Raw genomic sequence first — 19,949 nt, 5'->3', positions numbered from 1 at the left:
GCGGCGGCCGGCCGGCGGGGGGCGGTGTCTCTTGGCGGGGGGGGTTTTGCGGGTGGGGGGGGGGGGGGGGGCGCCCCCCCCCCCCCCCCCCCCCCCCCCCCCCCCGGCGCGATCTCGCGTTGTGGTTACGAAGGAGTGGCGAAGGCGGGTAGGGGTTCAGCTGCTGACGGGGCCGGCGTTGGGGTCGAGGACGCCGCTGAAGATCAGTGCGAAGAGGAGCACGCCGAGGACGATGCGGTACACGACGAAGGGCACGAAGCTGCGGCGCTTGATGTAGGCCATCAGCCACGCGATGACCAGGTAGCCCACGCCGAACGCCACCAGGGTCGCCAGGATCGTCGGGCCCCACTGCGCGGTCTCGCCGTTCTTGCCGATGTCGGTGAGCTTGTACAGGCCCGAGCCGAACACCGCGGGCAGCGCGAGCAGGAACGAGTACTCCGCGGCGTCGGCCCGCGTGTAGCCCATCAGCAGGCCGGCGCTCGTCGTGCCGCCCGAGCGCGAGACACCCGGGATCAGCGCCAGCGCCTGGGCGAAGCCGTACCCGAGGCCGTGGGGCACGGTCAGGTCGTCGAGCGTGCGCGTCTGCCGGCCGATGCGGTCGGCGATGAGCAGGATGATGCCGAACACGATCAGCGTCGACGCGGTGATGCGCAGGTCGCGGAAGGCCTCGTCGATCGCGTCCTGCAGCAGCAGGCCCAGCACCACGATGGGGATCGAGCCCACGATGATCAGCCAGCCCAGCCGCGCGTCGGGGTCGTGGCGCCAGCCGCGGCGGTAGAGCGAGAAGAACCAGGACCGCAGGATGCGGCCGATCTTCTTGCCGAAGTAGAGGATCACGGCGAGCTCGGTGCCGATCTGGGTCACGGCGGTGAACGCCGCGCCCGGGTCGTCCCAGCCGACCAGCGCGGCCACGATCCGCAGGTGCGCGCTGGAGGAGATGGGCAGGAACTCCGTGAGCCCCTGCACCAGCCCCAGCACCAGTGCTTCGAACCACCCCATCAGGCCACTCCCGCCAGCTCGATCGCGTCCACGGCGGTCCGCAGCGCCGCCTCGAAACCCGGTGACTCCCCGTACGGGGTCACCGACAACGTCGTCACACCCGCCCGCGCGAACTCCGTCATGCGCTCGGCGATCCGCTCGCGCGGCCCGAGCAGCGACGTCGCGTCGAGGAACTCCAGCGGCACGGCCGCCTGCGCCCCCGCGTAGTCGCGGGCCAGGTACTTCTCCTGCACTTCGGCGGCCGCGGCCTCGAAGCCCATTCGGGCGGCCAGCCGGTTGTAGAAGTTCTGCTCGCGGCTGCCCATGCCACCCAAGTAGAGCGCGGCGTGGGCGCGCACCGCGTCGGCGCACTCGCGCCAGTCGGTGCCGACCACGAGCGGCACCGACGGGGCGATGTCGAACCCGTCGAGCGAGCGTCCGGCCGCTTCGGCGCCGGCGCGGATGCGGGCGAGCTGCTCGCCGGCGTGGGCGGGCGAGAAGAAGACGGGCAGCCAGCCGTCGGCGACCTCGCCGGTCAGCTCGAGGTTCTTCGGTCCGATGGCCGCGAGGTAGATCGGCACCTGCTTGCGTTCGGGCCGGAAGGTCAGGCCCAGCGCCAGTCCCGGTCCGCCGGGCAGCGGGAGCTCGAAGTGCTCACCGCGGAAGCGCACGCGCCGCCGCGTCTGCACCGCGCGCACGATCTCGACGTACTCGCGGGTGCGGCCCACCGGGTCGGTGAAGCGCACGCCGTGCCAGCCTTCGGACACCTGCGGGCCCGACACACCGAGGCCGAGCCGGAACCGCCCGCCCGAGAGCGTGTCGAGGGTGGCTGCGGTCATGCCGGTCATGGCCGGCGTCCGGGCCGGGATCTGCAGCACCGCGCTGCCGACGTCGATCCGTTCGGTCCGCGCCGCGATCCAGGTGAGCATCGTCACGGCGTCGGAGCCGTAGGCCTCGGCCGCCCAGGCCACGGCGTAGCCGAGTTCGTCCGCTTTCCCGGCCAGCGCCAGGTTCGCGGAGTTGTCCCCGGTGCCCCAGTAACCGAGGTTGAGTCCGATTCGCACGGCCGAAAACGTACCGATCACGTCTCGGCGGCCCGGCCCTGGGTGCACCGTAGGGGTGGCGGGCCGCGACACGGCGTCACCTTGGTCAAGTCCGGGCCGCGTGGCCGACTAGGCTCGGCGGTCGTGGAAAAGCGACAGCTCGGCCGGTCGGGCCTGCGGGTCTCGCGCCTGGCACTCGGCACGATGACGTGGGGCGGGGACACCGACGCCGAGGAGGCGGCCAGCCAGCTCGTCGCGTTCGTCGACGCGGGCGGCACCCTCGTGGACACCGCGGACATCTACGCCGACGGCGAGGCCGAGCGCGTGCTCGGGAGCCTGCTGGGTGACCTGGTGCCGCGCGAGGACGTCGTGGTGGCGACCAAGGCCGTAGCGCGGCGCACCGACGGCCCGTTCGGCGGCGGGGCCTCGCGCGGCGCGCTGCTGGCCGCGCTGGACGGCTCGCTGCGCCGGCTCGGCACCGACCACGTCGACCTGTGGCAGCTGCACGCGTGGGACTCGGGCGTGCCGATCGAGGAGACCCTCTCGGCGCTCGACTACGCGGTGACCAGCGGCAAGGTCCGCTACGTCGGCGTCTCCAACTACGCGGGCTGGCAGCTGGCCACAGCCGCCGCCCGCGCGAGCGCGGCCGCGCCGATCGTGTCGGGACAGTTCGAGTACTCGCTGCTGGAGCGCGGGATCGAGCGCGAGGCCGTGCCGGCCGCGGTGCACCACGGCATCGGGCTGCTGCCGTGGGCTCCGCTCGGCCGCGGCGTGCTGACCGGCAAGTACCGCACGGGCACGCCCGCCGACTCGCGCGGCGCGTCGAGCGAGTACGCCGGGTACGTCGAGCACCACCGCACCGACCGCGCGGCGCGGATCGTGCAGGCCGTGGCGACGGCCGCCGACGGGCTGGGCACGTCACCGCTGGTCGTCGCACTGGCCTGGGTCCGCGACCGCCCCGGGGTGGCCGCGCCCGTGGTCGGCGCCCGGGACACCGGCCAGCTGACGGGGTCGCTCGCGGCGGAAGAGCTCACGCTCCCGCCGGCGATCCGCAGCGCGCTCGACGACGTGAGCTGCGTCGAGGTGGGCTATCCCGAACGAGGACTGAAATGAGGCGCAGGTGTCTGTTGGATGACGCTGACGTGACGGCACGAGGATCGTGGGGGATGCTGGTGGGGACACCTCGCCGAGGGACAGCTGGAGGCTTCAAGGTGCGTCGGCTCACCGCCGTGTCGCGGATCGCGATCCCGCTGGCCGGTGCCCTCGCGCTCTCGGCGTGCTCGTCATCGGGCCAGAACAACACGGATTCGCTGCAGGTGGTGGCGAACCCGGTCGCCGCGAAGCCCGCGCCCTCCCCCGCCGTGACGGTGAAACCCGCTGGTCAGGTCCTCGCGACACCCGCGGTGTCGGCGCTGGCGACCGACGAGAAGACGCACACGCTCGCCGTCGCGGTCACGCAGCCGCCGTCGGTGCTCGTCTACGACCTCGACTCGCTCGGCACCCCCAAGGCGACCGTGCCACTGCCCGGCCCGGCGGAGTCGCTGACCGCCTCCAATGGCCAGGCGATCGCGAGCGTGCCGGGCAAGGGGCAGCTCGTGAAGATCACGCTGCCGACCGGGCAGCGGGCCACGGAGCCGGTGGCGGGCCAGCCCGCGGCCGGCGTCGCCGACGGGCCGGACACGCTCGTCGCGGTGCGCGACCGCAAGGCCGTGGAGGTCCTGGCGAACGGCGCGGTGACCAAGACGATCACCGGCCAGCTCTACAGCGCCGACGACGTGGTCAACACCGGTCAGGGTGTGGTCGTGCTCGACCGGCTGCGCACCGCGGTGTTCAGCGTCGACGTGAACGCCGGGACGATGGGCGAAGGCCTGCGCGCGGGCGAAGGCGCCGCCAACGCCACGAGTGACAACTACGGCCGCGTGCTGGTGACCGACGCCCGCGCGGGCGCGCTGCTCGCGTTCTCCGTCGGCCCGCTCATCCTGCGGCAGCTCTACCCGGTGCCGGGCGGGATCTACGGCATCGCCTACGACCACCAGCGCAACCTGGCCTGGGTCACCCTGACCGGGCAGAACCAAGTGGTGGGCTTCGACGTCCGCGGCGGCGAACCCGTCGAGAAGTACCGATTCCCGACTGTGCGCCAGCCGAATTCGGTGAGCGTCGACGACCGGAGCGGGCGCGTGCTCGTCGGCTCGGCCTCCGGAGAAGGGACCCAGGTGATCCAGCCATGACGACGGTCGACGAGGCGGTGGTCGAAGGAGATTGGGAGTATCGCCGCCTGCGGCTGCCTCCGGGTGTGTCGCGGCGCGCGGCGACGATCCAGCTCTCGATCCACGCCGAGTTCGCCGGCTGGGAGCTGCGCACGGTGCGGCTCTACGCCGATGGCACCCGGCGGGTCTGGTTGCGGCGCAAGCGCACCGCGGCGGACCGGCTGCCGGGCCTGGCCACCTGAGGCCGGCCCACCCGCGGCTCAGGCGCCGAAGCGCCCGAGCCACTCCTGCCAGCTCTGCTCGTCGCCGCCCGCGTCGGTGAACACGTGGTGGCAGGCGACCAGCGGGCCGCGGAAGCCTTCCAGGAAGCAGAGCAGCGCGTCGGCCGTGCGCACACCGACCGTCTGCGTGTTGACGAAGTACACGACGCCTTCGGTGGTCTGCCCGGCGCGGGTGATCCGCACGCGGTCGCCTTCGGCCGGCCGCCGGTCGAGCCCGAGTTCTCGGCCGAGCGCCGTCCACAGCCGCTCCCAGTCGCCGACCGGGGGACCGAACGCCGTGACCGGCGTGGCCGTGCGGCCCGCGAAGTGCGTGACGTATTCGAGCAGGTTGCGGAAGAACAGCGCGCCGCCCGCGGTCATCGCTTCGAACTCCTCCTCCCAGTCGTCGCCGGGCAGGAAGCCGCTCGTGACGCAACGGATCACGGAGCTGCCGCCGCCTCGGCCCTCCACGAGGAATTCGTAGGCGATCCGGCGCCCGTCGGCCGCGGGTTCGGTGCCGTAGGCGAGCCGCTCGAGCGGCTCCCACGCCGTGATCGAGAACTCGGGTTCAAAACCCGCGAACGCGCCGCGCACGATGCCACCGACGCCGGCTTCGACCTCGTTGCGGCCCATGTACCACGAGTCGATGCCCGGGCCGGTCGAGATCGCCGCCCAGATCTCCTCCGGTTTCGCGTCGACCTCGGCGGTGTCGTGCGCCTCGAAGTCCTTGCCCGGCAACCGGTCCCCCATGATCAGCCCTCTCCGCTCTCGGTGGCCGGCTCGTCCGGCACGCTCGGGTGCACCGCGATGACCACGCGGTGCGTGCGCCCGTTCTCGGCGTCTTCGTCGTGGTACTTGCTCACCAGCGTGGTCACGGCCGCCGTGAGCTCTTCGGCGAACGCCGCGCGGTCGGCCGCCGACGCGAAGCGGACTTCGCCGTCGAGCGCGAACGTCGCGACGCGCTTGCGGGCGTGGGCGGCGCCGGTGATCAGGATGCCGACGTCGCGCACCAGCCGGCCCGCCACGGCGAGCAGCCAGCGGGCCGAAAGCCGGTCGGGCGACTGCGCCGGGTCGGGCTGCACCGCCGCCAGGGCCGCCGGAGAGATCACGTACGAGGCGGCGGTCGCGCGCATCATGCGCTCGGTGACGTTGCCCTTGCGCCGCTCCTCCACCAGCTCCACGAGCCCGTGCTTCTCGAGCGCGCGCAGGTGGTAGTTGACCTTCTGGCGGGGCAGGTCCACGCGGGCGGCGAGCATCGTCGCCGACGCCGGCTGGGCGAGCTCGGCCAGCAGCCGTGCCCGGACCGGGTCCAGCGACACCTCGGCCGCGGCCGCGTCCTCGATCACCGCAACGGGAAACATGCGGTCATCGTCGTACCGAAAAACTAAGTTGTCAAGAACCGTTGTCTTGTCGGTGCGCGTCGCGGACCAGCGCGACGATCCGCGGCACGACCTGGGCGGCCGCCTCCAGCGGCACGACGTGCCCGACCCCCGGCAGCACCACGGCCGTCCCGTGGTCCAGGGACCCGGCGAACTGCTCGACGTCGGAGACCGCCACGATGCGGTCCCGCTCCCCCACGATCGCCGTGACCGGCAGCGCGCCCACCCGCGCCAACGCCGCGTCGCGCGCGTACGCGTCGAGCGCCGGGCGAAAGATCGCGACGGTGTGCGGCCAATTGCGCTTGATCATCTTGACGGTCAGCTCGACGAGATCGGGATCCGCGTCGTCGCCGAAGAGCCACCAGCGCAGGCCGGCGCTGACCGCGCGGCTCGTGTGCTCGCGCACCAGGCCGAACAGCTTCGCGCCCAGCACGAGTTCCAGGTCCTGCGCGAGCATCCCGAGCGCGCCCGGCCATGCGGCCGCGGCCTCCGTGGCGAGCCGGCCCGAAGACGTCGCGAGCAGCACCAGCCCCGCGGCGCGGGCCGCGAACAGCCGCGGGTGCCGCTGCGTCAGCGCCATGATCGCGAGCCCGCCCATGTCGTGGCCGACCAGCACCACGCGCCCTTCGGGCACGGCCCGCTCCAGCACTTCGGCGAGGTCGTCGCCCAGCTGCGCCATCGTCGCCGTGCCGCGGCCGGCACGGCCGGACCTGCCGTGGCCGCGGTGGTCGTAGGCCACGACCGACAGCGGGTGCTGCACGGCTTCGGGCAGCAGTGGCGCGATCCGTTCCCAGCTGCGGCGGTCGAGCGCGTAGCCGTGCAGCAGCACGACGGTCACGCTCGCCGCCGGATCGCCCCAGCGCACCAGGTGCAACGGGGTCCCGTCGGCGAGCGTGAACGCGGGCATTCCGGCGGTTCCCGGCGGTCAGGACGAACGCACGAACCGGTCCAGCACGCGGGTGCCGAACTCGAGCGCTTCCACCGGCACCCGCTCGTCGACGCCGTGGAACAGCCCGGAGAAGTCGAGGTCGGCGGGCAGCTTCAGCGGTGCGAAGCCGAAGTTGCGGATCCCGAGCTGCTGGAAGGACTTCGCGTCGGTGCCGCCCGAAAGCATGTAGGGCAGGGTCCGCGCGCCCGGGTCCTCGGCGAGCACCGCGGCGGTCATCGCGTCGACGAGGGCGCCGTCGAACGTGGTCTCGACCGGCGGGAGCTCCATCCACTCCTTTTCGATGTCCGGGCCGAGGATCTCGTCCAGCTCGCGGTCGAACGCGTCGATGCGCCCGGGCAGGATGCGGCAGTCGACGGCGGCTTCGGCGACCGAGGGGATCACGTTGGACTTGTAGCCCGCGGTGAGCATCGTCGGGTTCGCGGTGTCGCGCAGGGTCGCGCCGATCATGCGGGAGATGTTGCCCAGCTTGGCGACCGCGCCCTCGAGGTCGTCCTCGGGGAAGTCCCAGCCGGTGATCTCGGTGACGCCCGCGAGGAACTCGCGCACCGAGTCGGTGAGCACGAGCGGGAAGCGGTGGTTGCCGAGCTTCGCGACGGCCTCGGCCAGCTTGGTGACCGCGTTGTCGCGGTGGATCATCGAGCCGTGGCCCGCCGTGCCGCGCACGCGCAGCTTCATCCAGCGGATGCCCTTCTCGGCCGTCTCGATCACGTACGCGCGCACGTCGTCCTTGAGCGTGATCGAGAAACCGCCGACTTCGCTGATCGCCTCGGTGACGCCTTCGAAAAGCTCGGGCCGGTGCTCGACGAGCCACTGCGCGCCGTACTTGCCGCCGGCCTCCTCGTCGGCGAGGAAGGCGAACACGACGTCGCGCGGGGGCACGATGCCGTTGATCTTGTAGTGCCGGGCCAGGGCCAGCGTCATGCCGACCATGTCCTTCATGTCCACCGCGCCGCGGCCCCACACGTAGCCGTCCTGCACGGCGCCGGAGAACGGGTGCACCGACCACTCGGCGGGGTCGGCCGGGACCACGTCGAGGTGACCGTGGATCAGCAGCGCGCCGCGCGACGGGTCGGCGCCGGGCAGCCGCGCGATGACGTTGTGCCGGTTCTTGCCGCCGGACTCGACGTAGGTGATCTCGTAGCCGGCGTCGGTGAGGCGCTCCGCGACGTACTCGGCGGCGGCGCGTTCGCCGATCAGGGTCTCGGGGTCTCCGGTGTTCGTGGTGTCGATGCGGATCAGCTCGCTCGTCAGCGTGACGGCCTCGGCAGCGGCGGCATCGATCGAGTTCGGTTCGGTCACCCGACCTTCCTATCATCAGGGGCGGGCCCGGGCGCCGTGCTACGTCCGGTCGAGGGCCGAAACCACCTCGGAAACGGGCCGCAGGTGCTGGTTCAGGATCCGCAGCGCCTCGTCGGCGTCCGCCGCGTCGAGCGCGGCGACGAGCTGCCGGTGCTCGGCGTCGATGATCGTCAGGCGCTCCGGGCGGGCCTCCAGCGCCCGAACGGTCACGCGCTGCTGGCGCGAGCGCAGGGTGTCGTAGAGCTCGGTGAGCACGGTGTTGCCCGCGGCGCCGACGATCGCGCGGTGGAACTGGCGGTCGAACCCCGAGACGGCGAACCAGTCGCGCTCGGCTCCGGCGCGGACCAGGTCCTCGATCAGGCCGGCCATCTCGGCCGGGGCACCCGCGCGGGCCGCGCAGACCTCGGCGATCGCGTGGCCCTCGATGAGCCGGCGGCTCTGGTACACCTCTTCGAGTTCGCGCGCGGTGACCGTGCGGACCTGCGCGCCCTTGCGGGGCAGCAGGCTGATGAACCGCTCGGCTTCGAGCCGGTGGAACGCTTCGCGCACGGGCGTGCGGGACACACCGACCACCCCGGAGACCCACTGCTCGTCGAGGAACCGGCCACCCTCGAGCGCGCCGGAGATGATCCCGTCGCGCAGCCAGGCGTACACCCGTTCCCGAGCCGGTCCGCCCTCGACCGGGGTCGTCCCCGGTTGGGTGGTGGTCATGCGTCTCCCCTCGTCGGGCGCCCGCGTCGGCGCGGTGGCGAGCCTACACCCCTGGACCACGGGAAACCCTTCGTGTATACACGAAGTACACCGAGATCGGAACCTTTTCGGTGCCCCGCTCCCCGCTCCCGAAAGGACCCCCGCATGGCGCACGTCGCCGTCGCGCAGTTCGCGCCCACCGAAGACAAGACCGCCAACCTGGCGGAGCTCACGCGGCTCGTCGGCGAGGCCGCGGACCGCGGCGCCGAGGTGGTCGTGCTGCCCGAGTACTCGATGTTCACCGCGCCCGCCGTGGACGAGCGGTTCGTCGCGTCGGCCGAGGACCTCGACGGCCCGTTCGTGACCGGCCTGCGCGAGGTGGCCCGCGAGCGCGGCGTCGTCGTGGTCGCCGGGGTCAACGAAGCGGTGCCGGGCGGTGGGAAGATCCGCAACACGCTGGTCGCCGCGGGTACCGACGGCGAACTCGCCGCGCTGTACCGGAAGATCCACCTCTACGACGCGTTCGGCGTCCGTGAATCCGACTTCATCGTCGCCGGGGAGATCACCGAACCGCCGACGTTCAAGGCCGCCGGCCTGGCCTTCGGCCTGCAGACCTGTTACGACCTGCGCTTCCCGGAGGTCACGCGCCGGCTGGCCGACGCGGGCGCGCAGGTCGTGCTGCTGCCGGCGGAGTGGGTGCCGGGGCCGCTGAAGGAGTACCACTGGACGACGCTGGTGAAGGCCCGCGCGATCGAGAACACCGTGTACGTCGCCGCGGCGGGGCAGATCGCGCCGATGGGGTCGGGGTCCAGCCTGATCGCGGACCCGATGGGCGTCGTCGCCGCGTCGCTCGGCGAACGGCCCGGGGTCGCCGTCGCCGAGGTCTCGGCGGATCGGCTCGAGCAGGTCCGGACCACGAACCCCGCACTGGCGTTGCGCCGCTTCGCCGTGGTGCCGAAGGAATCCGACAACTAGCCGCCCGAATCCCGGTGGTGCGGCGGCAGGATCGCGAACTCGTCGCCGGCCCGGTGCGCGCCGCGGCCGATCTCCTTCACGGCCGCGGCCGCGCCGGGCGTGGCGCCGAGCGAACGTGCGAGGTCGAGCGCCACGGCGAGTTCAGTGCCCGCCGGGACGACCCGGTGCACCACTCCGCAGCTCGCAGCCTCGGCGGCGCTCAGCCGCCCGCTGCGGTACAGGGCGCGAACGGCCTCTTCGGACAGTCGCTCCGGCAACGGCACCGCGCCGCGGTGGTCGGGCACCGTGAATTCGGCGTGCTCGGCGGCGACGATGAGGTCGGTCATCAGCGCGAGTTCGAACCCGCCGCCGCGGGCGAGGCCGTTGACGGCGGCGATCATGGGCTTGGCGAGGCGGAAGAAGTCGGCCACCCCGGCGAAACCGCCGGCGGCGGGCGCGAGATCCCAGCCGGCGGAGAAGTACTCGCGGCCGGCGCCGGTGACGATCCCCGCGTGCACGGCCGGGTCGTCGCGCAGCCGGGCCCACGCGGCGTAGAGCTCGAAGCTCACCTGGGAGTCGATCGGGTTGCCGCCGGGGCGGTCCACGGTCGCGACGAGCACGCCGTCGACCACCTCGGTGCGGACGGCCCGGGGCAGTGCGGCGGTCACGGTCGCCGACGGTAGCCGGACGGCTGCTCGCGGTCAAACCGACCGCCCCCGACTGACGCGACAGTCAGGCGACGATCGCAATTCTCTTCTACTCCAACGGAATTCCGCGCATGTTACACCGTGAGTGGCGCGAGTATTGCGATAATCGCAACGCCGGGTTACGGTCTTGCGGCATGGACGAGTCGGAGGAGCTGCGGAGCAGAGTCCGGGAACTCATCCGAGCCGTGCCGGGAGCCCAGCGGGAATTCGCCGCGGCCATCGGGCTCGACGAGACGAAACTGTCCAAGGCGCTGACCGGCACCCGCCGGTTCTCGCCGCACGAACTCGTCCGGGTCGCCGAGTACTGCGGCGTCACGGTCAACTGGCTGCTCAACGGCAGCGACGACGCGAAGACCGTGACAGCGATCCCCGCGCTCGCGGCCCGCCCGGCGAGCGATCCCGAGCACCACACGCAGTCCGAGCCGCGGCGGCGGATCCTCGAAACGGCGTGGGAGCTCATCGCCGAGCGCGGGTACCACCACGTGCGCATCGCCGACATCGCGAAGGCGTGCGGCACCAGCACCGCCACCATCCACTACCACTTCCCCAGCAAAACCGAAGTGCTGCACGAAGCGTTGCGGCGCAACGTGAAGCTCGCGTTCGACCGGCAGGTCGCCGAGCTGCACGCCGTCGCCGACGCCCACGACCGGCTGCTGGAGCTGGTCGAACTGCAACTGCCGGCCGACGGCGTGCTCCGCGCCGAGTGGTCGGTCTGGCTCCAGGTGTGGAACGAGGTCGCCCTCGCTCCGGAACTACGGTCGCTCTACACCGATTCCTACGACCGCTGGCACCGGACGATCCTCATGACCATCCGCACCGGCCAGGAGCAGAAGGTGTTCCGCGTGGCCGATCCCGAGGCCGCCACCGAGCAGCTCACCGCGCTGATCGACGGGCTCGGCATCCAGGTGCTGACCCGCAAGCCGGGCAGCACGGTGGCCACGATGCGCGCGCACCTGCACGACTTCATCGAAAGGTCGATCGTCAAGGGAGCCTGATGAACCACGAGGTCATCGTCACCTGCGCCCTCACCGGCGCGGGCGACACCGTCGGCCGCAGCCCCCACGTGCCGGTCACGCCGGCGCAGATCGCCACCAGCGCGATCGAGGCGGCCAACGCGGGCGCCGCCGTCGTCCACATCCACGTGCGCGAACCCGGAACCGGCGCGCCCTCGCGCGAAGTCGCGCTGTACCGCGAGGCGGTGCGGCTGATCCGGGAGTCCGGAGTGGACGTGGTGGTCAACCTCACCGCCGGCATGGGCGGTGACCTCGTGCTCGACGAGGAGGACCCGCTCAAGCCGGTCGACGGCACCGACCTGGTCAACGCGATGGACCGGCTGCCGCACATCGAGGAACTGCTGCCCGACATCTGCACGCTCGACTGCGGCTCGCTGAACTTCGGCGAGGGCAGCCAGCTCTACGTGTCCACTCCGGACATGCTGCGCGCCGGGGCGAAGCGCATCCAGGAGCTGGGGGTGAAGCCGGAGCTGGAGATCTTCGACACCGGGCACCTGTGGTTCGCGTCCAAGATGGTCGAGGAAAGGCTGATCGACGCGCCGCCGCTGTTCCAGCTGTGCATGGGCATCCCCTACGGCGCGCCCGCGGATCCGGGGCTGCTGCAGGCGATGGTGCGGCTGCTGCCCGAAGGCGCGCAGTGGGCGTCGTTCGCGATCGGGCGCGACCAGATGCCGTGGGTCGCGCAGTCGGTGCTGCTGGGCGGGCACGTGCGGGTGGGCCTGGAGGACAACCTCTACCTGGCCCGCGGGGTCAAGGCGACCAACGGGCAGCTCGTCGAACGCGCGGTGCGGATCGTCGGTGACCTCGGCGCCACCGTCGCGACGCCCGATCGGGCGCGGGAGATCCTCGGCCTGAAGGAGCGGGTCCGTGCCTGAGATCCCCACCGTGACCGAAGTGGACACTGTCGCGTGCGTCGGGGCCGGGGTGATCGGGGGCGGCTGGGTCGCGCACTTCCTCGCCCGCGGCTACCGCGTCCGGGCCTGGGACCCCGCGCCGGACGCGGCCGACCGGCTGGGCCGGCTGGTCGACGCCGCGTGGCCCGCGCTCGCCTCGCTCGGGCTCGCCGGCGGTGCGAGCCGCGACGCGCTGACGGTGACCGGCACGCTGGCCGAAGCGGTCGAGGGTGCCGGGTTCGTGCAGGAAAGCGCTCCCGAAGACCTGGCGCTCAAGCAGAAGCTGCTCGCCGACATCGATTCGGTCACCCCCGCCGGCGTGGTGATCGCCTCGTCCACGTCGGGCTACGGCATGACCGAGATGCAGGTGGCCGCGAAGACGCCGGAGCGCCTGGTGGTCGGGCACCCGTTCAACCCGCCGTACCTGATCCCGCTGGTCGAGGTGGTGGGCGGCGAGCTCACCGCGCCCCGGGCGGTCGAGTGGGCGAGCGCGTTCTACCGGCACGTCGGCAAGACCGTGATCACGATGGACCGAGAGGTGCCGGGGTTCATCGCCAACCGGCTGCAGGAGGCGCTGTGGCGCGAAGCCCTGCACATGGTGGCCGAAGGGGAGGCGACGGTCGAGCAGATCGACACCGCGATCACCGACGGGCCCGGGCTGCGCTGGCCGGTGCAGGGCCCGATGCTCACCTTCCACCTGGCCGGCGGCGAAGGCGGGATGGCCCACATGCTGGACCACTTCGGACCGTCGCTGAAGTCGCCGTGGACCCGCCTCGAAGCGCCCGAGCTCACCAAAGACCTGCGCGATGCCGTCGTCGCCGGGTGCGAGGACGAGGCCGGGCCCCGCACGATCGCCGACCTCGTGGCCGAGCGCGACCGGGCGATCATCGCGATCCAGCGGGCCGTGGACGAGGCCCGCCGTGGGTGACCCGCTGACCCACCACGACCGCGTCCGTCCCGAGTGGATCGACTACAACGGTCACCTCTCCGAGCCCTACTACGTGCTCGTCTTCGGCGACGCGACCAGCGCGCTGATGGACGCCGTCGGTCTCGACGCCGCCTACCGCACGGCCACGGGCGCGTCGCTGTACACAGTGGAGGCTCACGTCCGGTACCTGCGGGAAGTCGCGCCGGGCGCGGAGCTGACTGTGCGGACCTCCGTGCTCACCGTCGGGCCGAAGAAGGTACGGCTGTGGCACGAGCTGCACGTCGGCGGCGAGGTCGTCGCCACGGAGGAGCTGCTGTGCCTGCACGTGGCCGGCGGCAGATCCTCGCCGATGCCCGACGCCGTGGCGGAGAAGTTCCGCGCCTACCTCGCGCCGTTGCCCGAGCACGCCGGGCGCGCGATCGCCTGACCTCCCGAACCCCACCGCACCACCACCCACCCGAAAGTCATCCATGGAAGAACGATGTGAGCCGAACTCCCTGCCCCGCCGCCGGTTCCTCGCCGCGGCGCTCGGCGGCGCCGCGCTGCTGGGCGCCGCTCCCCTGCTCGCCGCGTGCGGCGGATCCGCCGTCGCGGCCGCCGCACCGACCGGGCCGCCGAGAAGAGGCGGCACCCTGCGCGTCGGCGTGACCGGCGGCGGGTCCTCCGACACGCTCGACCCGCACATCCCCGCGACCAACCCGGACATCGCGCGGGTGATCAACCTCTACGAACCCCTGCTGCTGCGCGACCACGACTACCGGCTGCAGATGCTCGTCGCCGAATCCCTGACCTCCTCGCCCGACGCGCGGACCTGGACCGCGGTGCTGCGCGAGGGGGTGCGGTTCCACGACGGGCGCGCGGTCTCCCCCGCCGACGTGGTGGCGACCTTCCGCCGGATCCTCGACCCGAAGGACCCCAAGAGCGGCGCCGCGGGACTTTCGATGCTCGGCGAGGTGGTGCCGGTGGGGCCCAATACCGTGGAGTTCCGGCTCACCGAACCCAACACCGGGTTCGACGACCTGCTCGGGCAGTACTCGCTCGGCATCGTGCCGGCCGACTTCGACGTGAAGCGCCCGGTCGGCACCGGCCCGTTCCGGCTCGAGGAGTTCACCGCCGGGCTGCAGAGCACGTTCGTGCGCAACGAACACTACTGGCGGCCCGGGCAGCCCTACCTCGACGAGCTCGTGCTCATCAACTTCGCCGAGGACGACGCCCGCATCAACGCGCTGCTCTCGTCCCAGGTGGACGCAATCGACCAGGTGCCGGTGGCCCTCATCGACGTGCTGCGCAGCGATCCGCGCATCCGCGTGCTGCGCTCGGAGACCGGCACGTGGCTGCCGTTCACGATGCGCGTCGACCGCCCGCCCTTCGACGACGCGCGGGTCCGCCAGGCGCTGCGGCTCGTGGTGGACCGCGAGCAGATGATCAACCAGGTCCTCAGTGGACAAGGCCGCGTCGGCAACGACCTCTACGCGCCGTTCGACCCGGCCTACGCGAAGGAACTGCCGCAGCGCAAGCAGGACATCGAGACGGCGAAGCGGCTGCTGGCCGAAGCCGGGCACGCGAACCTCGACCTCGAGCTCGTCACCGCGCCCATCCAGGCCGGCGCGGTCGAGGCGGCGCAGGTGTTCCAGCAGCAGGCCAAAGCGGCCGGTGTGAACATCCGGATCCGCAAGGTCGACACCACCACGTTCTACGGCGAGAACTACCTGTCGTGGGACTTCGCGCAGGACTTCTGGTACACGCGCAACTACCTGCCCCAGGTCGCCAGCGGCTCGCTGCCGAAGTCCCCCTACAACGAAACCCACTGGCACGACCCGCAGTTCACCGACCTCGTCACGCGCGCGAGCGCCACCGTCGACCCCACCGCGCGGACCGACCTGCTGAAACAGGCTCAGCGCATCGAGTACGAACGCGGCGGGCTCATCGTGTGGGGCTTCGTCGACCAGGTGGACGCCTACCAGGTGTACGTGGCGGGGCTGGTGCCCGACCGGACGGGGATCTCGCTGTCCGGCTACCAGTTCCGCGAGGCCTGGCTCGGCACGGCGCCGGGAGGTGCGGCATGAGCGGGCTGACGCGGATGATCGTGAAGCGGCTGCTCGTGAGCCTGGTGGTGCTGTGGCTCGTGACGCTGCTCGTGTTCGTGGCGACGCTGCTGCTGCCGGGCGATCCGGCGCGCGCGATCCTCGGCCAGCAGGCGACACCGGAGCGGATCGCCGCGCTGCAGCACCAGCTGCACCTCGACGAGCCGGTCTGGCAGCGCTACCTCACGTGGCTGGGCGGGCTGTTCACCGGTGACCTCGGCACGTCGACCTCGACGCAAGGCCCGGTGACATCCTTGCTGGGCGACCGGATCGTCGCCTCCCTCGTGCTGCTGGTGCTGGCCGCGGTCATCGCGACGCCGCTCGGGCTGGCGCTGGGTACGTGGAGCTCGATGCGGCGCGGGCGCGCGGCCGACCAGACGGTGTCGGGCATCAGCCTGGTGATCGCCGCGCTGCCGGAGTTCGTGATCGGCGTGGCGCTGATCGTGCTGTTCGCGACGACGGTCTTCAAGGTCCTGCCCTCGGTGACGCTGACGCCGCCGGGCGAACCGGTGTGGCGGCAGCCGAGCCAGCTCGTGCTGCCGGTGGCGACGCTCGTGCTGGTGGTCACGCCCTACATCACGCGGATGATGCGAGCGACCATGAACGAGGTCCTCGACTCCGGGTACGTCGAAATGGCGCGGCTCAAAGGCGTGCGGGAGCGCACCGTGCTCGTCCGGCACGCCCTGCCGCACGCCGTCGGTCCCGTCGCGCAGGTCGTGGCGCTGCAGCTGGCGTGGCTCGCCGGCGGGGTCGTGGTGGTGGAGTTCCTCTTCCGCTACCCCGGCATCGGGCAGGCGCTGATCGACGCGGTGAGCAAACGCGACGTCGCCGTCGTCCAGGCCGTGACCCTCATCATCGCCGCGGTCTACATCGTGGTGAACCTGCTGGCCGACGTGATCGGCATCCTCGCCAACCCCAAGCTGCGGACGGAGGCGACCCGGTGACCGCCGTCGACGACCCCATCACCCCGGCCACCACCACCGGCGACGCACCGGTCAAGACCAGGGGCCTCCTGCGCACGGCGTGGGCGTTCCCGCAGGCGAAGGTCGGCACCGTCCTCGCCGGTGTCGTGGTGCTCGTGGCCCTGCTCGGCCCGTGGCTCGGACCGGTGCTCACCGGCTACAGCACCACGGACTTCGCGGGCAAGCCGTTCAAACCGGACGGGCTCGCCGGCACCGACGGGCTGGGCCGCGACGTGCTTACCCGGTTCCTCGCCGGCGGCACCACGCTGCTGCTGTATGCCGTGCTCGCGACCGCGCTCGGAATCGTGCTCGGCGCGCTGCTCGGCATGGTCGCCGGCTACGGCGGCGGCTGGCTCGACAGCCTGCTGATGCGCGGCAACGACGTGCTGCTGTCGTTCCCGCAGCTGGTGATCGCGCTGCTGGCCATCGCGGTGATCGGGCCGAAGGGCTGGCTGCTCGTGCTCGTGATCGGCCTGACCCACGCCCCGCGCACCGCCCGCGTCGCGCGCCAGGCGACAGTCGCGGTGCGCGGCGAGGACTACATCAAGGCGGCCGAGATGTACGCGGTGCCGCGCAGCCGGATCCTGCTGCGGGAGATCCTGCCGAACATCACCGGCCCGCTCATGGTCGAACTGGGGCTGCGGCTGACCTACTCGATCGGCTACATCGCGTCGCTGTCGTTCCTCGGCCTCGGCATCCAGCCACCGGCGGCCGACTGGGGCCTGATGATCAACGAGAATCGGATCGCGCTGGTCGTGCAGCCGTGGGGTGTGCTGCTGCCGGTCGTCGCGATCGCCCTGCTCGCCGTCGGCACGAACCTCGTGGCCGACTCGCTCGCCTCGGCCGCGGCCGGGCGCACCCGGGACACCGCGGAGGTGCAGTCGTGACCACAGTGGACAGTGCTGCCGGCGGTGCGCCGGTCGCCCTGGAGGTGGCCGGCCTGCGGGTCAAGACCGCCGCGGGCCGGCCGGTGCTGCGCGGGATCTCCTACCGCATCGCGCCGGGCGAGGTGCTCGCGCTCGTCGGCGAATCCGGCTCGGGCAAGACCACGGCGGGGCTCGCCGCGCTCGGCCACTTCCGCCGCGGGCTCACCGAGGACGGCGGCCGCGTGACGCTGCACCCGCGGGAGGGAGACCCCGTCGACGTCCTCGCCCTCGACCCGGTGCGGCGCCGGAAACTGCGGGGCACCACGGTGTCCTACGTGCCGCAGGACCCGGCCCTGTCGCTCAACCCCGCGCTCCGGATCGGCCGGCAGATCGCCGAGGTGCTCGAGACCCACGGTCACGCGGGCTCGGTCGAGGAGCGCGTGGCGGAGGTGCTCACGGAGGTCGGGCTCCCTGCGGACCCGGCCTACCGCCGCCGCTACCCGCACCAGCTCTCGGGCGGGCAGCAGCAGCGCGTCGGGATCGCGATGGCGTTCGCGTGCCGGCCGAGCGTGGTGGTGCTCGACGAGCCGACCACCGGGCTCGACGTGATGACGCAGGCGCTGGTGCTGGAGACTGTCCGGCGGCTGACGGCCGAGCACGGCGTGGCCGCGCTCTACATCACCCACGACCTCGCGGTGGTGGCGCAGCTGGCCGACCGCGTCGCGGTCATGTACCAGGGCGCGGTCGTCGAAACCGGCTCGGCCGCCGACGTCCTCAAGCGGCCGGAGCACGCCTACACCCGCGAGCTGCTCGACGCGGTGCCCGACCTGGGCGCCGATCCCGCCGCGGCTCCCCCGCCGTCGGACGCCGTGCTGGCCGCGCGCGAGATCCGCGTCGCCTACGGCCGCCAGCACGTGCTGCGCGGCGTGGACGTGCAGGTGCGCCGCGGCGAATGCGTCATGCTGCTGGGCGAATCGGGGTCGGGCAAGACCACACTGTCGCAGTGCATCGCGGGGCTCACCCACCGGTTCACCGGCACTGTCGCGCTCGACGGCACCCCACTCGCGGCCGCCACCCGGGCCCGCAGCGACGACGAGCGGCGCCGGATCCAGTACGTGTTCCAGAGCCCCTTCTCCTCGCTCAACCCGCGCCGCACGATCGCCCAGTCCATCGAGGTGCCGCTGGTGCGGCTCACCGAGCTGTCGCGGGCCCGCCGGCGCGAACGCGTCGCTGAGGTGCTCGACCGCGTCCGCCTCGGCCGGTCGCTGGCGAACCGGCTGCCCGACCAGCTCAGCGGCGGCGAACGCCAGCGCGCGGCGATCGCCCGCGCCCTGGTCACGACCCCCGACGTGCTCGTGTGCGACGAGGTGACCTCGGCGCTCGACGTGTCGGTGCAGGCGACCATCGTGGAGCTGCTCGGGGAACTGCGCCGCGAACTGGGGATGGCCGTGCTGTTCGTGACGCACAACATCGCGCTCGCACCCGAGGTGGCCGACCGGATCGCCGTTCTGCGCGGCGGAGAGATCGTGGAAGAGGGTACGGTCGAAGCCGTGCTGACCGCGCCCGCCCACTCCTACACCGGCGAACTGCTGGCCACCACACCGCGGTTATGACCGGTTACGGTGCGGTCCGGCCCGGGTTCGACGCCGTGCGCGAGGCGTTCGCCGAGGTCGCCGCCCAGACCTCCGGCGGCGTCGCGTTCAGCGTCTTCCGCCGGGGCGAGCCGGTCGTCGAGCTGTGCGCCGGGGCAGCTTCGCCCGGGGTCCCGTGGACACCCGAAACGCGGGTGGTGCTGTTCAGCGGCACCAAGGGGATCGTCGCCACGCTGCTGGCGATCCTCACCGCGCGCGGGGTGCTCGGCCCGCGCGAACGCGTCGCCCGCTACTGGCCGGAGTTCGCGGCGGCCGGCAAGGGCGAAGTGCCCGTCTCCCAGGTGCTTTCGCACACCGTCGGGCTCCCCTACGTCGAAGCCGACCTGCCGATGGCCGACAACGCCGCCAACGCGATCGCGCTCGCCGAGCAACGTCCCTTGTGGACACCGGGCACGCGCGTCGCCTACCACGCGCTGACCTACGGCTACCTGGCCACGGAGCTCATCCGCCGCGTCACCGGGCAGCGCGTCGGCGAACTGCTCCACGAGCTGCTCGCCGCCCCGTACGGGCTGAACCTGCGGCTCGGTACGCCGGCGTCGGTACCGGTCGCGACGCTGCTGCGCGCGCCCGGCTACCGCATCAGCACGTTCCTGCAGGACGAGGAACGCCGCCGGATCGTCGAGCGGATGTACCGCGGGCTGCTCGACTCCACCGACACCATGAACTCCCCCGAATACCGCGGCGCCGAACTCGCCGCCGGCAGCGGCGTGGGCACCGCGACGAGCATGGCGCGGCTCTACGACCTGCTGCTGTCCGGCTCCCTCGTGCCCTCCGCCGTGCTGGCGCAGGCCACCCGCACCTGGTCCGGCGGCATCGACGCGGTCAACGACCGGCCCCTGCGCTTCGGCCTCGGCTACGAACTCGCCGACCCGATCGGCACCTACGGCCCGGCCGCTGCGGACCCGGCCGCGTTCGGCCACTCCGGCGCCGGTGGCGGCCGCCACGGCGCCTGGCCCACCCGCGGCGTCTCGTTCTCCTTCGCCACCAACGAACTGCAGGCCGAGGACGTCGACACCCGCGCGACCACGCTGCTCGCGGCGCTGCACGAGTGCGTCTGACCGGAACCGGCCCCCGGTCCACAGTGG

General features: G+C 72.4%; 21 protein-coding genes. 13 read left to right on the top strand and 8 right to left on the bottom strand.

Going from position 1 to position 19,949, the window contains the following annotated elements:
* Positions 1-156: 156 nt before the first annotated feature.
* Both ACIA77_RS05265 and ACIA77_RS05260 read right to left on the bottom strand, forming a co-directional pair.
* Positions 157-999, bottom strand: coding sequence for an undecaprenyl-diphosphate phosphatase (locus ACIA77_RS05265; protein ID WP_395884532.1), 843 nt, complete (start codon positions 997-999; stop codon positions 157-159).
* On the bottom strand, positions 999-2,042 hold the full coding sequence (locus ACIA77_RS05260) for an LLM class F420-dependent oxidoreductase (RefSeq protein ID WP_395884531.1): 1,044 nt from the start codon (positions 2,040-2,042) through the stop codon (positions 999-1,001). Before ACIA77_RS05260 ends, ACIA77_RS05265 begins: the two co-directional genes overlap by 1 nt.
* 123 nt (positions 2,043-2,165) lie before the next feature.
* Here ACIA77_RS05260 and ACIA77_RS05255 point away from each other — a divergent pair, with 123 nt between their 5' ends.
* The 3 genes from ACIA77_RS05255 to ACIA77_RS05245 all read left to right on the top strand — a co-directional run bounded on the left by ACIA77_RS05255 (position 2,166) and on the right by ACIA77_RS05245 (position 4,470).
* A complete protein-coding gene (locus ACIA77_RS05255) occupies positions 2,166-3,134 on the top strand; it encodes an aldo/keto reductase (protein WP_395884530.1) in 969 nt (322 codons plus the stop codon).
* A 98-nt stretch (positions 3,135-3,232) separates the two neighbouring features.
* The gene (locus tag ACIA77_RS05250; RefSeq protein WP_395884529.1) at positions 3,233-4,249 is read left to right on the top strand and encodes a YncE family protein; all 1,017 of its coding nucleotides are present in this window, start codon (positions 3,233-3,235) and stop codon (positions 4,247-4,249) included.
* Positions 4,246-4,470: a DUF5703 family protein gene (locus tag ACIA77_RS05245; RefSeq protein ID WP_204096177.1), complete on the top strand. Its 225-nt coding sequence runs from the start codon at positions 4,246-4,248 to the stop codon at positions 4,468-4,470. Before ACIA77_RS05250 ends, ACIA77_RS05245 begins: the two co-directional genes overlap by 4 nt.
* An 18-nt stretch (positions 4,471-4,488) precedes the next feature.
* Here the strand turns inward: ACIA77_RS05245 and ACIA77_RS05240 are convergent, their stop codons facing one another.
* From ACIA77_RS05240 to ACIA77_RS05220, 5 genes are read right to left on the bottom strand one after another with little or no spacing between them, the layout of a single operon-like run.
* Positions 4,489-5,238: an SRPBCC domain-containing protein gene (locus tag ACIA77_RS05240; protein ID WP_395884528.1), complete on the bottom strand. Its 750-nt coding sequence runs from the start codon at positions 5,236-5,238 to the stop codon at positions 4,489-4,491.
* A 2-nt stretch (positions 5,239-5,240) separates the two neighbouring features.
* A complete protein-coding gene (locus ACIA77_RS05235) occupies positions 5,241-5,849 on the bottom strand; it encodes an ArsR/SmtB family transcription factor (protein ID WP_395884527.1) in 609 nt (202 codons plus the stop codon).
* Positions 5,850-5,880: 31 nt separating this feature from the next.
* The gene (locus tag ACIA77_RS05230; RefSeq protein WP_395884526.1) at positions 5,881-6,774 is read right to left on the bottom strand and encodes an alpha/beta fold hydrolase; all 894 of its coding nucleotides are present in this window, start codon (positions 6,772-6,774) and stop codon (positions 5,881-5,883) included.
* Positions 6,775-6,792: 18 nt separating this feature from the next.
* Positions 6,793-8,115 carry a M20/M25/M40 family metallo-hydrolase gene (locus ACIA77_RS05225; RefSeq protein ID WP_395884525.1) on the bottom strand — a complete coding sequence of 441 codons (1,323 nt, stop codon included), beginning with the start codon at positions 8,113-8,115 and terminating at the stop codon, positions 6,793-6,795.
* Positions 8,116-8,154: 39 nt separating this feature from the next.
* Positions 8,155-8,826, bottom strand: coding sequence for a GntR family transcriptional regulator (locus ACIA77_RS05220; RefSeq protein ID WP_395884524.1), 672 nt, complete (start codon positions 8,824-8,826; stop codon positions 8,155-8,157).
* A 144-nt stretch (positions 8,827-8,970) separates the two neighbouring features.
* Between ACIA77_RS05220 and ACIA77_RS05215 the strand changes: the two genes are divergently transcribed.
* Complete coding sequence (locus ACIA77_RS05215) at positions 8,971-9,780, top strand: carbon-nitrogen hydrolase family protein (protein ID WP_395884523.1); 810 nt, start codon at positions 8,971-8,973, stop codon at positions 9,778-9,780.
* On the opposite strand, the gene ACIA77_RS05210 is transcribed toward ACIA77_RS05215, so the two are convergent.
* Complete coding sequence (locus ACIA77_RS05210) at positions 9,777-10,427, bottom strand: enoyl-CoA hydratase-related protein (RefSeq protein ID WP_395884522.1); 651 nt, start codon at positions 10,425-10,427, stop codon at positions 9,777-9,779. The two genes, ACIA77_RS05215 and ACIA77_RS05210, sit on opposite strands and share 4 nt — an antisense overlap.
* A 173-nt stretch (positions 10,428-10,600) precedes the next feature.
* Here ACIA77_RS05210 and ACIA77_RS05205 point away from each other — a divergent pair, with 173 nt between their 5' ends.
* From ACIA77_RS05205 to ACIA77_RS05165, 9 genes are read left to right on the top strand one after another with little or no spacing between them, the layout of a single operon-like run.
* Positions 10,601-11,461, top strand: coding sequence for a TetR family transcriptional regulator C-terminal domain-containing protein (locus tag ACIA77_RS05205; protein WP_395884521.1), 861 nt, complete (start codon positions 10,601-10,603; stop codon positions 11,459-11,461).
* Entirely contained in the window at positions 11,461-12,354 is an 894-nt protein-coding gene (locus tag ACIA77_RS05200) for a 3-keto-5-aminohexanoate cleavage protein (protein WP_395884520.1), read from the top strand. Before ACIA77_RS05205 ends, ACIA77_RS05200 begins: the two co-directional genes overlap by 1 nt.
* Entirely contained in the window at positions 12,347-13,300 is a 954-nt protein-coding gene (locus tag ACIA77_RS05195; protein ID WP_395884519.1) for a 3-hydroxyacyl-CoA dehydrogenase NAD-binding domain-containing protein, read from the top strand. Before ACIA77_RS05200 ends, ACIA77_RS05195 begins: the two co-directional genes overlap by 8 nt.
* Positions 13,293-13,727 (top strand): thioesterase family protein, encoded by a 435-nt coding sequence (locus ACIA77_RS05190; RefSeq protein WP_395884518.1) that lies wholly within the window; start codon positions 13,293-13,295, stop codon positions 13,725-13,727. The genes ACIA77_RS05195 and ACIA77_RS05190 overlap by 8 nt, the downstream gene beginning before the upstream one ends.
* A gap of 43 nt (positions 13,728-13,770) precedes the next feature.
* On the top strand, positions 13,771-15,366 hold the full coding sequence (locus tag ACIA77_RS05185; protein ID WP_395884517.1) for an ABC transporter substrate-binding protein: 1,596 nt from the start codon (positions 13,771-13,773) through the stop codon (positions 15,364-15,366).
* A 5-nt stretch (positions 15,367-15,371) separates the two neighbouring features.
* On the top strand, positions 15,372-16,328 hold the full coding sequence (locus tag ACIA77_RS05180) for an ABC transporter permease (protein WP_395884983.1): 957 nt from the start codon (positions 15,372-15,374) through the stop codon (positions 16,326-16,328).
* A 17-nt stretch (positions 16,329-16,345) separates the two neighbouring features.
* A complete protein-coding gene (locus tag ACIA77_RS05175; RefSeq protein WP_395884982.1) occupies positions 16,346-17,233 on the top strand; it encodes an ABC transporter permease in 888 nt (295 codons plus the stop codon).
* Complete coding sequence (locus ACIA77_RS05170; protein ID WP_395884516.1) at positions 17,230-18,825, top strand: ATP-binding cassette domain-containing protein; 1,596 nt, start codon at positions 17,230-17,232, stop codon at positions 18,823-18,825. The genes ACIA77_RS05175 and ACIA77_RS05170 overlap by 4 nt, the downstream gene beginning before the upstream one ends.
* Positions 18,822-19,922, top strand: a complete 1,101-nt coding sequence (locus ACIA77_RS05165; protein ID WP_395884515.1) for a serine hydrolase domain-containing protein — start codon at positions 18,822-18,824, stop codon at positions 19,920-19,922. The genes ACIA77_RS05170 and ACIA77_RS05165 overlap by 4 nt, the downstream gene beginning before the upstream one ends.
* The last annotated feature ends 27 nt before the right edge of the window (positions 19,923-19,949 follow it).

Origin of the sequence: Amycolatopsis sp. NPDC051903, from assembly GCF_044452505.1 — a bacterium.
In the GTDB taxonomy this organism is placed as follows: domain Bacteria; phylum Actinomycetota; class Actinomycetes; order Mycobacteriales; family Pseudonocardiaceae; genus Amycolatopsis.
The sequence above is the reverse complement of the archived record's forward strand: the minus strand, read 5'-3'. Positions and strand labels throughout refer to the sequence as shown.